Below are 14607 nucleotides of genomic sequence, written 5' to 3' on the forward strand. Positions count from 1 at the left end.
AGGAGGATTTAAAAGCATGAGTGAGACCAAAGAAAAAATCATTATCGATACGGATATAGGCGATGATATTGATGACGCACTCGCTATTTCCTTTGCGGTCAAATCAGCTGAAATCGATTTGATTGGTGTTACAACAGTTTGGAAAGATACTGCAGCCAGGGCGAGATTGGCAAAAAGAGTATTACAAATGCTTGGCAGAGACGACATTCCGGTTTATATCGGATCCAGACAGCCTCTAATAGGTAAAGTAGATGACCATGAAATACCGAATCAATACTCAGAGGATATGGACGGAATTTCGTTCAATACAGAAATGGATGCTGTAGACTATATCATCGATACGGTGATGAAATCAGAGGGTGAAATTAGCCTGGTCCCAATCGGCGCTCTTACCAATATCGCGCTCGCCATTATCAAGAAGCCCGAAATTAAGAATAAGATCAAAAGGATTGTTATGATGGGGGGAGCCTATTACTTCCATTACAATGAGTATAATATCGAATGTGATCCGGAGGCCGCAAGGATTGTATTTGAATCAGGCATTCAAATACAGGCTGTAGGTCTCGATGTTACGCTTAAGTGCCAGCTCACTCAGCAAGATGTAGAAAGAATTGAGCATCCAAATAGTGAAATTACTAAGTTTTTATCCGACCTGATCGGGCGTTGGAGAAGCATTAATAATTATCTGCCAATCTTACATGACCCTTTAGCAGTTTGTGCCGTTTTTGACAAGAAACTCTTAGAATTTAAAGAAGAAAGAATTGTTGTCGAAACAAAAGGTGAATTTACTAGAGGCGCCACACATAATCAAACCAGCTACAGATGGGGCAATACGGATCCTGTAAATTCTAACATATGGACGGCGAAAAATGTCGATCATATGAAGTTTACCAAACTTTTTATGGACCGTGTGTTTGGTTAAAAAAACATCATATAAACGAAAGAGTAATAGATATGCTTAGATTTTCTAAGATTTCAAACCAATTTTCTAATAATATTTATGTGCTTATGTCCATAATTTTGATTCTTTGGGGGACTTTTGCTGCTGTTAGCAAAATGTCCCTTCGCTCACTAGACAGCCTTCAAGCACAATTTTATATGTTCTGTTTAGCCTTTATATGTATGACAGGGATTTGCATACAAAACGGCAAGTTTAAAGAATTAAAGCATTTAGATAGAAAAGAAGTTATTAGATTAATTGGTTATTCCATTCCTTCTTTTCTATATTATGTGTTTTATCTTATGTCCTTAAAGTTAATACCTGCTGTGGAAGCTTCGATGTTGAACTATAGCTTCCCTATTATGATAGTTATATTTTCTATCCCTATGAACGGGGAAAAGCTAGACAGATTGAAAGTGTTCTCATTACTATTGGGATTTATTGGGGTAATTATTATTTTAACTAATGGAAATCTAGCTCATTTAAAGATGTCAAATGCAATGGGTGATTTGTTAGCATTAGGGGCAGCGATTTGCTGGGGAATCTTTTCAAACCTAGGTAAAAAAAATAAGGTAGATACGTTTTTGAGCAATTATATTTATACCACCGTATCCTTCATTCTTACTACATTGTGTATGAATTATTATTCAGAATTTGTTTTACCCAGTTTTCATGAGTTTATTGGGCTTCTATGGTTAAGCTTAAGCAATATCGTATTTAGTTACTATTTATGGTTTCGGGCACTAAAAGTGGCGGATTCCTCAATAGTAGCAAATTTATCTTTTATTACTCCATTTGTCACTTTATTTTTCATTATGATTTTTCTTGGAGAGTCAATACAATACATTCAATTCATTGGCCTGATGATTATATTAGCAGGAACGGCTCTTGAACCTATCAAGTTTAAAATATCAATAAAGAAAATTAAAGAGGAGAAACCATGAGCCAATTCATATCTCTTAATGAAAATGGAATCCATGTCGTGCTTGAAGTTACGGTTGAAAAGGATGTAAGACTTCTTCACTTCTCTTCGCTTCCTTTCGATGAAGCAACACATAAAAATGCTGAGCAAAGAAAAAGATCTCGGCTTGTAGAGGTTCAGGTCACGGGAGAAAATCAAGACGACCATCACGGCTCCAAGCACACAAGAACGAATCCAGGATTTCTTCTTGAATTCCAGGAATACAGAGATTTTAGGAATCATCACGGCAGAAAGCTTGAAATTGAACTAGAAAAAGATGGTCTTATTGTCATTAGCCATTTGCAGTTCTTTGATAATGTTTCCGTCGTTAGGTCATGGACCGATGTAACAAATAAGTCTGATTCCTCAAAGGGAATTGAATACGTATCATCCTTCGCTCTATCGGGAATCGAAAAGGAAGGGCTGCAATGCTGGAGCGAAACATGCAGGCTCCATGTACCACATAACACTTGGTATGGAGAAATGCAGTGGAGAAGCTACTCACTTCCGGAGTTGGGATTATCCCCAGTCAATTATGTCACCTTAAAACGAATTAGCTATAACAGTACAGGCACATGGTCTTCATCCGAGTTTCTTCCGATGGGATGCTTTGAGAATCTGGAAAGTGGGAGCGCATTCGTTTGGCAAATTGAACATAATGGTTCCTGGCATTGGGAACTGGGGGAACAAGCGGAACACCTTTATATTCAATTGAGCGGGCCTTCTGAAAATGAAAGCCATTGGTGGAAAGAATTAAAGTCTGGAGAAAGCTTTACTTCGGTACCCGCAGCTGTTGGCGTTAGCTGTAAATTTGAAAAGGCTATTGTTGAACTCACGAAATATAGAAGGCTCATTCGAAGGGAAAACAAAGACAATAAAAAATTGCCTGTTATCTTTAATGATTATGCTAATTGTCTTGATGGGGATCCTACCACAGAAAAACTGAAGCCGCTTATTGATGCAGCAGCCAAGGTTGGCTGTGAAATATTTTGCATTGATGCAGGCTGGTATTCTGATGGAGATTGGTGGACCGGCGTAGGCGAGTGGTTGCCATCTAAACTAAGGTTCCCAGGAGGAATCGAGGAACCGCTGAACTATATCCGTTCAAAGGGAATGATACCGGGATTGTGGCTTGAAATAGAGGTAATGGGGATCGATTGCCAACTTGCAGAAAAAGTTCCTGATGAATGGTTTTTTGTCCGGCACGGGAAACGGATCATTGATCATGGACGGTACCAATTAGATTTCCGCAACCCTGAGGTTGTAATATTCGCGGACCAAGTTGTAGACAGGCTGGTAAACGAATATGGTGTAGGCTATATCAAGCTGGATTATAACATCAATGGTGGAATCGGAACCGAAATTCTTGCTGATAGCTTTGGTGATGGACTTTTGGAGCATAACAGGGCCTTTTTAAGTTGGATTGACAGTATATTTGAGCGATATCCGGAGCTTATTATTGAAAACTGTGGCAGCGGAGGTATGCGTATGGATTATGCTGGCTTAAGAAGATTCAGTATCCAATCCACGAGCGACCAGTCCGATTATAAAAAATACGCCGTTATTTCTGCAGCTGCTCCGATTGCGGTAACACCTGAACAATGTGGAGTATGGTCGTATCCATTAAAGGATGGCGATGATGAAGAAGTTGTCTTTAATATGGTAAATACGATGCTTCTCCGAATTCAACAAAGTGGGAATATACTTGGAATAAAGAATCAAGGCCGTGAACGGATCAAGCAGGGTATCGACTATTATAAATCGATACGAAGCGACATTCCCAAAAGTTTCCCATTTTGGCCATTAGGTATCCCAACCTATGGAGACGGATGGCTATGTTTAGGTCTTAAGTGTGCAGGAAAAATCTATCTGGCTGTATGGAGACTAGAAGACCAACAAAATACTTGCCTATTACCTTTACAGGAATACAAAGGCACCAATTTAAACGTCAAATGTTCCTATCCTGATAAGGAAAGCTGCATGTATTTATGGAATAAAAAAAGAGGAACGTTAACCGTTACGATGCCCACGAGGAATTCAGCAAGGATATTTGAAATTTCTATGTGTTAAATTCGTCATTTCAGAGAAATAACATTTAAAGGGTAATACTTCTATGGATTATCAATAAGGCCTGCCGGTTAAGGATTTATTATAGTTGTCCTATAAATTTTTGATAGAAGAATTTCGATAGAATTATAGCTTCCATGGCAGTAATTATTGAAAAGTTAATCTAGTTTAACAATTAAAAGAAACGAGAGTGAATCATATGGAAAGAGGAATTTACTTTGACGGCTGGTATAAAAATAACCACTGTTATCATCCAAGTTTGCCATTTCGCAGCATGCAGATGATTGAAGACTTGGAAAAATATAAGGGCACCATATTGGTTTGGTCAGCTCTTGGAGGAGGCTCTATATCACTGCCTTTTCTTGAGCACGAAGCCTATGGAGAAGTCGACCCGCGCTTAAGATTTTATGGATTTATGAACGATAGCGAATTTATCGAAGAGTGCAATAAAAGAGGGATAAAGGTATTTGGGATTGTGTTTGAAGTGCAGGGCTGGGAGTTTCCGGCAGTGTTTAACGAGGACGGTACGGAATTTAAGGCCCTGAATGTTCTAAGGGATGATACAAACCATGATTGGTATGGGCTCAGGGAATTCACTTCCGGAAAGTATGATGGAGTGTTTGGAAAAAGATTAAAGGATTATTTCCCGGAAGGCCTATTTAATAGCGAAGGGATAGAGGTTAAAGATCTTTGGGAAGAATGTGCAGCAAGAGATTATAAAGGAGAACCGGTTCATTCCAATTGGGTCGAGGTTGTGGGTCATAAGCATATTGCGTACCAAATGTGCAGAAATAATCCTGTGTGGAGACAATATTTAAAAAAAATCATGGAAATTCAAATTGACGCCGGTGTGCCTGGCATTCAGCTTGATGAATGTGAATTGCCTATTACAGCCTTGCAAGCAGGAGGATGCTTCTGTAACGATTGCCGAAAGCAATTTACAGAGTACCTGAAGCATATAAAAGCTGAAGGGAAATTAGATGCCCAGTATCAGGATATTGATATAGAAACATTTGACTACAAAGTGTTTTTAAATGAAAGAGATCTTAAGTTTCCAAATGATCCAAAGGGAGTACCACTCTTTAAAGAATATTGGCATTTCCAGGTTCGCGCTGTGAAAAAATATTTTACTGAACTTGTCGACCATGCGAAGGAATATGGATTAAAAAAGGGAAAAGACATTTTAGTGTCAGGAAATTTCTTTAACCTAATGCCTGTGTACTACCCAATTGAAAATAAAGTAGATGTCATCATAACAGAAATGAGACAGACAGTATTTAAACAGCCATATTGGTATCGTTATTCCGCAGGTTTTGCTGGTGATAAGACCATCGTAGTAGCGGAAAATCCATATGGTGGCATTGTTCCTGAACTTGTTGAAATGCTAGAAACCGGAAATGGCTTTGATTTGTATCGAATATTCCTGTTGGAAGCATCGGTTTATGGTTGTAATATGGCTGTACCTTATGGCGGTTGGATGGGAAATACGATTAAAGATTCCTTTTCACCCCCAAGAGGTGTAACAGAGGAAGTTCAAACCTTCCTTGCTGATAAAGAAAGGTTGTTTTCCAAAAAATCTGGTTCAAATGTGGCTGTGTTATACAGCTGGCCAAGCTATTACTGGAGAGAAACAGCTTCAGGTTATTCAGGCAATCTGGTGGATAATAATGAATCCGGCTTATTATCTTATAAGGTAGATGATATCAATGATGCAAATACTCCTAGGCTGCCATTCTGGGAGGTAATCAAGAATTTATCGGACAACCAAGTGAACTATGACGTTATGCTCGCAGCGGATGGAGATATGAGAGAAGATGAATTTAGCCTTGAAGACATCAAAGACTATGAACTTCTAGTACTGCCTGATTGTGATGTATTAACGGAAAACCAGACAAAAGTGTTCGAGGAATTTGTAAACCAGGGTTCTAAGCTGTTAATTTTTGGACGTGCAGCCGATAATGTACATGGATGGCTTGAGACGATGAAACAATTGGACAATGTTTTCTATTGCGAAAATCCTACCAACAAATCGGAAGCACTTGAGACATTTATAGAATGCTTTAATAATGCATATGCAGACGTTTGGCAGATTAAAGCTTCTAACGCGGAAATAGGGATTCAAATGCACCAAACGGTTGAAGGTAGAGCTGTCCATGTTATCAACTATAATTACTCAAAAGAACATGACAAAATCAATACGTTAGAAGAGTTAAAGTTAGATATAAAATTTAAAGAGTCGTATAATAGCGTTCTTGTTTATACACTCGATGGCAGTCAAATTGAATATACTTATGAAGTTCAGGACAACCAAGCTTTTGTGAAGCTTTTGAATGTACCCATTTATACCGTAATTGAATTCAAATAGTATATATTTTACTAAAAGTTCTGCAAATCCAGCGGTTTTTGGCCTGAATTTGCAGAACTCAATTCGCTTAAAAAATACTACGTAAGAAAACGATATATTTGAAGGGAGGGCAAAGTAAATTGGTAACGATTAAGGATATCAGCAGGGAAGCAGGAGTATCAACCGCCTCAGTTTCTAAGGTACTAAATGGTGACTATAAAAATGTAAGTGAGGAAACAAAAAATAGAATACTCCGTATTTCAAAGGAACTAAAATACAGACCGAACCGATTAGCCAGAGGCTTGGTCAATAATCGCACCAACATTATCGGATTGATAGTTTCCGATATCACGAACCCTTATTTTGCTGAGCTTGCAAAAGGAATTGAGAACAGGGCAGATGCTGCTGGGTACAAACTAATCCTTTGCAATACGGATGAAGATGAAGAAAAGGAACTTTCATATATTAATGTCATTCTTGAATACAATGTAGATGGTGTAATTATTACAGGTAGTGAAAAAACAACAAATAGTCGAAGCATTGAAGAGTTACAAAATTATAATATTCCGTATGTTTCAATCGACCGTGAGCAGGGCGATCAAGACTATCGAGTATATGTGGGGAATCTTGAGGGCTCTTACATTGCCACTCAGCATATCATAAGAAATGGCCATACTAAAATAGCCTTTATCGGTGGGCAAGGAATGCACGGAAGTCGGAATTTGCGTTTAGAGGGTTATTTAAAAGCGCTAACTGATTATGGTATTGGACCTAATAATTCACTTATTAAAATAGGTAATTATCAAATGGAAACAGGCTATCATTATACTAAGCTTCTTATCGAAAACGATTCAGAGTTCACCGCTGTTGTGTGTGGAAATGACCTTATAGCTTTTGGTGCACTCAATGCCATAAAAGACAGTGGACTAAAGTGTCCGGAGGACATCTCAATTATTGGGTATGACGATATTTATTTAACTCAAATGACAGACCCTAAGCTTACTACAATTAAACAACCATCGGAAGAAATTGGCAACTATGCAATGGAAGTTCTCCTAAAGCTAATGAAAAAGGAAAATGTTGAAGAAAAAGTAAAATGTTTTGTTCCGGATTTAGTTCATAGAGGCTCGGTGAAGAGAATAAGTTCTGAACCATAATAAGCAGCAAAATATAGAGGGGTTTTAATCATGGCGCTAATCAAACAAATTTTTCGTTTGGCAATTCCCTCTATCGCGACTTTTTCATCGATGACATTTATGGGGCTTCTCACCTTAATGATTGTCGGGAAGTTAGGAGCAGCTGCGCTTGCAGTTGTGGGCATTGCAAATATGTTAATGTACAACATGTGGGCTCTGTTTTCAGGTATCCAAGGCGCCATCAATTATCTGGTTGCACAAAACAATGGATCGGATACCATGCAAGTGGGAAATCAACGAATGCAAATTGCGTTGATTGCTTCATTGGGAATTTCGATTCTTGTATTTTTTACAAGTTTTGTTTTTCCACACATGATTTTAAAAGCAATGGGCGCAAATTTAGCCCTTTTAACCCTTGGAACACCGAACCTTCAGGTTAGGATGATTGCATTCGTGTTGACCATTTTTAACATTGCATTCTTCGCGTATATGCGGGCAATCGGTGATACAAGAACACCTATGATCATATCCTTATTAGCTGATTTTTCTGTCGTGGCTTTTACATATGTATTTTGTTACGGTCAATTTGGCTTTCCAAAACTTGGTCTGCAAGGTGCAGCATGGAGTATGGTAGCAGCTGAAGGTGTTGCGTTTCTCTTGAATTTACTCGTATATTACGGTGTTCTAAATAAGTGGTATATGACACGGAAATGGGTACCGATTGACTTGAGCGAAGTTCGTTTATTCATGAGCGAAAGTGTAAAGCTTAGTATTGCAGAATTGTCTAATAGTTTGGGTATGCTTGTGTTTACAAGTTGTATAACAAGACTTGGAACGGCCGCAGTTGCTGCAAATGAAATCGCGCTAAACATTCTTTCATTTGGTTATATGCCTTCCAATGGATTTGGTGCGGCATCTACTATTGGAATAGGCCAAGAGATTGGAAAAGGCCAACCGCAGGAGGCCAAGAGATTTGGATTGGTCACGGCGTATTTGGGTATGGGATTTATGATACTTGTTTCAATTGTTTTATTCCTGTTTGCCTTGCCGATTACCAAGCTCTATTCTACCGACCCGGATGTTTACTCTCATACTTTATCCTTAATTTACATTGTTGCTTTCATGCAATTGTTTAGTGGAGCTACTGTCATTTTTGGCGGTGGTTTGCGAGGTGTAGGAGATACGACCTTTTTATCTCGAGCATCTTTAGTTTTCAATTGGATCCTGTTTATTCCCGGCACACTTCTTCTTACTCAGGTGTATGATTTAGGCCAAGTCGGAGCATGGGCTGCATTATGCAGTATGAACGTTATAACCGGGGTTGCTAATTATTGGCGATATCATAGATTCAAATGGGATTCTGCTAAAAGTAAAACTATCAACATTAACTTACCGGCGAGTACAGATGTATAATCGCCGTTTTTTTCGTTTCAATAGCTACAATTGTTTCTTAAATAAGGTCTGTTGGGCAAACTGAAGATACGTTTCTGTTGGATATAGTTACGAAAGCAATGAATGATCTGGGGGTTTCGCCAAACGGCATAGCAAGGAGGCTGGTAAGTGGAAAAACAAATGCAATTGGAATGCTGATTCTGGATGTTTCAAACCCATTTTATGCAGATGTATCCAGAGGAGTGGGATATGCAGCAATAAAAAACGGCTAAACCCTGATCCTCTGCAATAGCGATTGGAAAACAGAGCGTGAACAAATTTACATAAACATCCTGCGCCAAATATGGGTAAATGGAGTAATTGTGGCAGGGAGTAAAAGTGTAGAACATACTCTCGAAGATTTAGTTTTTCTCGCAATTTTTTATGTTTTTAGAATCTAAATACAAACTTCTAGATTGTCCCTGCAATTGGGCCTGTTGATTTCCGCTCCGCCTCCTCGGCGCTTGGTACCTTCGGGGTCTCCAGTGACCTCTCTATCCCGCAGGAGTCGAGTGCCCTCCGCTTCAATCAACAGGGGAGTAAATCATCTTAGAGTATTGCAACACACCTTTTCAAACCTTTCCAAGTGTGTTCTATCCGAGTGAAACCTGTTCACAGCCGAGATCGTGGAGCGTCTTTAGCCAATCTGCTTTCAACGCTTCATCCGCCGTTTTTAGATCGTCGAGTGGAGCGGTCGCACCAATCCTGACCGCTTTATGACTGCCCATTTCGTGGTAAGCCATAATCTGAATAGCTTTCAAATTCGGGTATTTGCAGGACATTCCGGTAATACCAGCCAAATGTTCAGATGAGTCATTAACGCCGGGAATCAGCGGACAGCGCAGGATAATCGATGCTTCCGCGTTGTATAGTGCATCGAGATTTTTCAAAATGAGCCGGTTCGACACCCACGTTAGCGCCCGATGGCGTTTTTCATCCGTTTCTTTATAATCAAACAAAAACATATCAATATAGGGGGCAATCTCGGTAAACTTTTGTGCAAGCGCATGCCCGGAAGTATCGAGGCAGACGCGAATATGCTCCTTTTGCAGCCTGGAAGCATGCTATTTGACAAATTCAAACTGTGTCATCGGTTCTCCGCCGGATATTGTTACCCCGCCACCCGACCTTGCATAGTAGTCCGCATCTTTTCATACCTCCGAAAGCACCTGGTCCACAGTCGTTTCATAACCGACAAGCTTTATTGCATCATAAGGACAGGCATCAACACTCGTTTCATTGATGTAAGCCAGATTATGGAAACGGATCCTGTTCCCGGTCCGGATGGGTTCCATCGTTTCATTCGTCTCAGCAGCACTCTTTGATTTTGAGACCCCAGCTGGACAGAGCCGGCCTTCATCAAGGCATCGCACACATGAACCGTAATGAAAGGAGTATTGCGGATTGTGCATTTGCGACTCCGGGTTATGACACCACTTGCACTTTAATGAACATCCTTTCAGAAAAATCGTTGTGCGAATCCCTGGTCCGTCATTCAACGCGAACGGTTGAATATCGAAAATTACAGGCTCATCCATCGCCATAACGTATCATCTCCTCTCAATAAAGAGTCCGGTTTAAGATTTCTTCCTGCACGTTCTTTCTAATTCAACGAATATGGCGCTAAATCCGCCAACTCTGACAAATACGTGTGTATATTTTTCTGGTTCCATCATTGCCCGATCCAGTTCGGCCCGGTTGACGACCGAAATCATCAGCTGTGTGCCGCCCTTGGCAAAGTAGGTTTCCAAAACCGCTTTAAATTGCTCTATTCGTTCCGTGAACAGTTCCCGGCTGACTTTCAAATTATGAACCGCCCCAGCGTGGTTTCGCGGATCGAGTTTGACAATTGAATTGAGCAATGCGGTCATGCCGTTCTTGTCACTGCCGCCAAAGGGAGTATTCCCATTCGTTATCGGTTCCTTTGCTTTTCGGCCATCTGCCGATGCACACGTATATCTGCCAAGAATCGTATTCGCCTGGTTATTGATAATAACGGTTAAATAGGAATGCATTTGTGTCCGGCTTTTCTGCTGTTTGATAGTATGGCAGATGTGCTCATGCACCTTCTTGGCGATTTCATCGGCAGATTCATCATCGTTGCCATACTTAGGAACCCTCTGCAATTGTTTCCGCTCCTCCTCAAATCCCTGGAAATTAGCATCAAGCCATTGTACGAGTTGTTCCAGACTGACTGAACCGTTTCTACTTATAAACTAAGGACCGGATAGCTGTCAAACTGTCAGCTGTATTGATGTTCCGTAAGCTTCCAATGTGCCCCCCAAGTATGTGATGCCAACGTCAAAGATGGATTTGCCCCGATCCAAACAATCATCGTACAGCATGCTTGTGAACAATTAAGGAGCGGTTTCGCCGATTACTCGATATCCGAGTTCTTCCTGTTCAGCCATGATTTCCGTAAAATATTCAATCTGCTGCTTGTAAGCGTCGAATAGCTGATCAAAGGTCGTGACGCCTGATAAAAGCGAATTGACCCAAAACAAATTGCCTGATGTTCCTTTTCAAACATACGGTAAGTCTTGGTAAACAGGATTGCATGAACATGATCTTCTCTCCATGTATTCATCTGTTCTCACCATTCCATTCCAATCTCATCTAATATGATTCCATTGTAGAGTCACTATAAATAAAAATCTTGTTTTATTTTTGCATGAAATTGTGCTATTTTGATATTGAACCAAGAAAGGAAGATCCAAATGATTATTTTGCGCGGAGACGATATCCTTGATTTTGATGCAGAAGTTCATTACGCTTACCATCGGTCTTTACAAACCGTAACTGGATTGCATCGCCATGATTTTTTTGAAATATTTTTGATTACAAAAGGCTCTGTGTATCATTTAGTAAATGGAAAAAGGTTGCAACTTGTCGAGGGCTCGCTTGTCCTGATTCGCCCTGATGATATTCATTGTTATGAAAATGATGGAAATGAAGAATGCGAGCTGTTGAACTTAGCTTTTCCTGAAACAACCTTGGAAGCACTATTTAATTTTTTAGGAGAGGGATTTGATGGGGAACGGCTGTTGGATGATGAAACCCCTCCAAGCAGCATTATTGAGAAAAACGAAATAGAAAACGTCAAAGCAAGATTTCAGGTATTGAACTCCATCCCAAATGATTCAAAAAAAGTAATCAGGTCGGAAGTGAGGGCATTGCTAGCCGATTTGTTCATTCGATTTTTTTCCGGACAAAAAAAGATAGTGGCGGATAACATGCCGGAGTGGCTGAAGGATCTCATTGATGAAATGAAGCATAAAGAAAACTTTACTGTTGGTCTTACAAGGCTGTATGAGCTTTCTCCGAAAAGTCCGGAGCATGTCACCCGAATGATTCGAAAGCATCTTGATATGACACCAACTCAGTGGATCAATAAATGTAAGCTTCAATATGCTGCGAATTTACTCTTGCACACAGATGATTCGATTTTGACGATTTGTATGGAATCCGGTTTTGAAAACTTAAGCCATTTTTATCACAGGTTTCAAAAATATTTTCAGGTCTCTCCAGCAAAATACCGTAATTTAAACCGTAAAATCGTCATCCCGGAAAAGCATTAAACATTATTGGTTGACGGATTATATATAAAGCGATTACATTATCTGTGTAAGCGTTTTTTAATAAAGTAGAGAAATGGAGGTACAGCCATGCAGTTAAAACTTTTTAAATCTCTTTGGGAGGTTGTTGGATTTACTGGTTCTCCACTTAGGATCCGCTTAAATGAGCAAGCAGAAGCCTACATAGCCTCTGTAGCAGAAGCCGGATACACGGGTGTTGAGTCACCACTTCCTATTCCTGAACAAGAAGATTTATTTAGAAGACTCCTAGAAAAATACCACTTGGAATTTATTGCACAGGTCCTAACAGTGGACCCGCATGCCACTTCATTCGAAGATCAGGTGCGTGAGGCGGTTCGTTTTGACCCGCTCTTCATCGTTTCGCAAAGCTCCAAAGATTCGATTGCCTATGAAGAACAAAGGAAATATTTTGAACATGCTGTAGCGGTTGAACGTAAGTATGGGATTGCAGTGGCTCATGAAACCCATCGTGGAAGGGCATTATATGTGCCGTGGAATACGGTTAGGTTGTTAGAAGACGTACCTGGACTTAAGTTGAATGCTGATTTTAGCCATTGGTGCTGCGTGTGTGAGTCGCTGCTTGATGACCAGGAGGAAAATGTAGTGAAATCGTGTGAGCAGTCCATCCATATCCACGGCCGAATTGGCCATGCGGAAGGTCCGCAGGTTTCGGACCCACGGGCACCCGAATATACTCATGAGCTAGAGGTTCATATGAGGTGGTGGGAAAAGATCTGCAAGGCAAGAAAAGAGAGTGGTGCCGAGTGGATGACGTTTACGCCGGAATTTGGACCACCCGGGTATATGCCAACTTTTCCCTTCACAAAACAGCCGGTCACGGATGTATGGGAAGTTAACTTATGGATGGCGGAGTATTTCCGTAATCACTTTAAAAGAATGTTTGCGTGAAGAGTGGTTCCTAAATTTATCACTAGGAATTACTAATAGTTCTAGTCGGTAAAAAGATTGAAAGTTCCTTTTATTGGTAGAAAGTTAGATTGGTAGCAAGTTAGATTGGTAGATTAAATTTTTATAAAATTTTGAATTTTGAATATTGACAAAAGAACCTGCATCTTTTAAGATTACTTCAAACGTTGTATTGTATTTTGTTAAACGTTTAACAGTATATAGAAGGGGGGAAGGACAGAGAAATTTTTGACAAAATGTTCCAAACTCTATTGATTCCTTTTTACTTAACCTAATTTTTGAAACCGTATTCATTGATTGCGTTGAAGGTGATTTGTCAATTCTTTGATTCACGAAGAATACTATTAAATTCTTTGAAAAAGGTGGAATTCCGATGTCCAAACTAACAAAACAGGAAGTCGAATTCTTTAACGAGAATGGTTACTTTTTATATCATAGACCGTTATTTTCGCAAGAGAAAATGGAGAAATTAGAGGAGATTTTTCAGGAACACCTTGCGCAAAAAGGCAGCAAATTGTCAGATGAACTTGATACGCCTCATTTCCGGGATGAACGTTTATTGGAATATTTATTGAGTGATGAAGCGCTTGATTTGGTAGAGCCGATCCTTGGCCCGAATATCATCATGTGGACCAGTCACTTTATCTGTAAGGATCCCTACGTCGGCAGGAATACACCATGGCATGAAGATTCGGCGTATTGGAATGGCCGTTTTGATAAGTATGATAAAATCGTAACTATTTGGCTTGCCCTTGATGACGTTTCAAAAGAAAATGGATGTATGCGGGTCATTGCAGGAAGCCATACCAATGGATTCTCCGAATATGAAGATGTCGATATGTCAGTGAATACGTTCCATGCTCAAATAAAAAATCTTGACGAATCAAAGGCAGTAGATTTTGAGATTAAAAAAGGAGAATGCTCCATCCATGACTCCCGGATCATTCACGGAGCAAACGCAAATACCAGCCCTAAGCGCCGGCTTGGATATACTATGCGTTATATCTCTGCAGATACAAAAGTGCTGCCAGTGGAAATGAATGAGGGCTGGAAATTTTGGCTTGCACGTGGAGAAAATGTGGCTGGAAACCCATGTGTAAACGTTTCTAGCAAAACCTAAAGAGACTTATTAGTCCCCCAATCTTAGGATTCGCAAACTACAAAAACTTAAGTGCATGACCACTTCGTTCATTTGATTGATAGAT

At 40.0% G+C, this 14607-nt stretch carries 14 protein-coding genes; 10 read left to right on the plus strand and 4 right to left on the minus strand.

The features are described from left to right. Positions 1–16: 16 nt before the first annotated feature. The 7 genes from ACZ9EE_RS28475 (at position 17) to ACZ9EE_RS28505 (ending at position 9112) form a co-directional block, all read left to right on the plus strand. Positions 17–922: a nucleoside hydrolase gene (locus ACZ9EE_RS28475; protein WP_476031924.1), complete on the plus strand. Its 906-nt coding sequence runs from the start codon at positions 17–19 to the stop codon at positions 920–922. Next, positions 856–1884, plus strand: coding sequence for a DMT family transporter (locus ACZ9EE_RS28480; protein WP_476031925.1), 1029 nt, complete (start codon positions 856–858; stop codon positions 1882–1884). The genes ACZ9EE_RS28475 and ACZ9EE_RS28480 overlap by 67 nt, the downstream gene beginning before the upstream one ends. Continuing rightward, positions 1881–3971 (plus strand): glycoside hydrolase family 36 protein, encoded by a 2091-nt coding sequence (locus ACZ9EE_RS28485; RefSeq protein ID WP_476031926.1) that lies wholly within the window; start codon positions 1881–1883, stop codon positions 3969–3971. Before ACZ9EE_RS28480 ends, ACZ9EE_RS28485 begins: the two co-directional genes overlap by 4 nt. Before the next feature lie 196 nt (positions 3972–4167). Beyond that, positions 4168–6333: an alpha-amylase family protein gene (locus ACZ9EE_RS28490; RefSeq protein ID WP_476031928.1), complete on the plus strand. Its 2166-nt coding sequence runs from the start codon at positions 4168–4170 to the stop codon at positions 6331–6333. 119 nt (positions 6334–6452) lie between these two features. Further along, positions 6453–7469, plus strand: a complete 1017-nt coding sequence (locus tag ACZ9EE_RS28495; RefSeq protein WP_476031930.1) for a LacI family DNA-binding transcriptional regulator — start codon at positions 6453–6455, stop codon at positions 7467–7469. Between the two features lie 30 nt (positions 7470–7499). Beyond that, on the plus strand, positions 7500–8861 hold the full coding sequence (locus tag ACZ9EE_RS28500; protein WP_476031931.1) for an MATE family efflux transporter: 1362 nt from the start codon (positions 7500–7502) through the stop codon (positions 8859–8861). Between the two features lie 77 nt (positions 8862–8938). Beyond that, positions 8939–9112: a hypothetical protein gene (locus ACZ9EE_RS28505; RefSeq protein WP_476031933.1), complete on the plus strand. Its 174-nt coding sequence runs from the start codon at positions 8939–8941 to the stop codon at positions 9110–9112. Positions 9113–9472: 360 nt separating this feature from the next. On the opposite strand, the gene ACZ9EE_RS28510 is transcribed toward ACZ9EE_RS28505, so the two are convergent. From ACZ9EE_RS28510 to ACZ9EE_RS28525, 4 genes are all read right to left on the minus strand, one after another. Then, the gene (locus tag ACZ9EE_RS28510) at positions 9473–9844 is read right to left on the minus strand and encodes a radical SAM protein (protein WP_476031934.1); all 372 of its coding nucleotides are present in this window, start codon (positions 9842–9844) and stop codon (positions 9473–9475) included. Positions 9845–10030: 186 nt separating this feature from the next. Next, positions 10031–10423 (minus strand): 4Fe-4S cluster-binding domain-containing protein, encoded by a 393-nt coding sequence (locus tag ACZ9EE_RS28515; protein WP_476031935.1) that lies wholly within the window; start codon positions 10421–10423, stop codon positions 10031–10033. Between the two features lie 33 nt (positions 10424–10456). Further along, positions 10457–11092 (minus strand): glycine radical domain-containing protein, encoded by a 636-nt coding sequence (locus ACZ9EE_RS28520; RefSeq protein ID WP_476033135.1) that lies wholly within the window; start codon positions 11090–11092, stop codon positions 10457–10459. A 144-nt stretch (positions 11093–11236) separates the two neighbouring features. After that, positions 11237–11383, minus strand: coding sequence for a hypothetical protein (locus tag ACZ9EE_RS28525; RefSeq protein WP_476031936.1), 147 nt, complete (start codon positions 11381–11383; stop codon positions 11237–11239). Positions 11384–11596: 213 nt separating this feature from the next. On the opposite strand from ACZ9EE_RS28525, the gene ACZ9EE_RS28530 reads away from it, so the two are divergent. The 3 genes from ACZ9EE_RS28530 (at position 11597) to ACZ9EE_RS28540 (ending at position 14522) form a co-directional block, all read left to right on the plus strand. After that, positions 11597–12457 (plus strand): helix-turn-helix domain-containing protein, encoded by an 861-nt coding sequence (locus tag ACZ9EE_RS28530; protein WP_476031937.1) that lies wholly within the window; start codon positions 11597–11599, stop codon positions 12455–12457. 87 nt (positions 12458–12544) lie between these two features. After that, the gene (locus ACZ9EE_RS28535) at positions 12545–13384 is read left to right on the plus strand and encodes a sugar phosphate isomerase/epimerase family protein (RefSeq protein ID WP_476031938.1); all 840 of its coding nucleotides are present in this window, start codon (positions 12545–12547) and stop codon (positions 13382–13384) included. A gap of 391 nt (positions 13385–13775) precedes the next feature. Further along, positions 13776–14522: a phytanoyl-CoA dioxygenase family protein gene (locus ACZ9EE_RS28540; protein WP_476031939.1), complete on the plus strand. Its 747-nt coding sequence runs from the start codon at positions 13776–13778 to the stop codon at positions 14520–14522. Positions 14523–14607 lie beyond the last annotated feature (85 nt).

This window comes from Bacillus sp. URHA0034, from assembly GCF_056280405.1.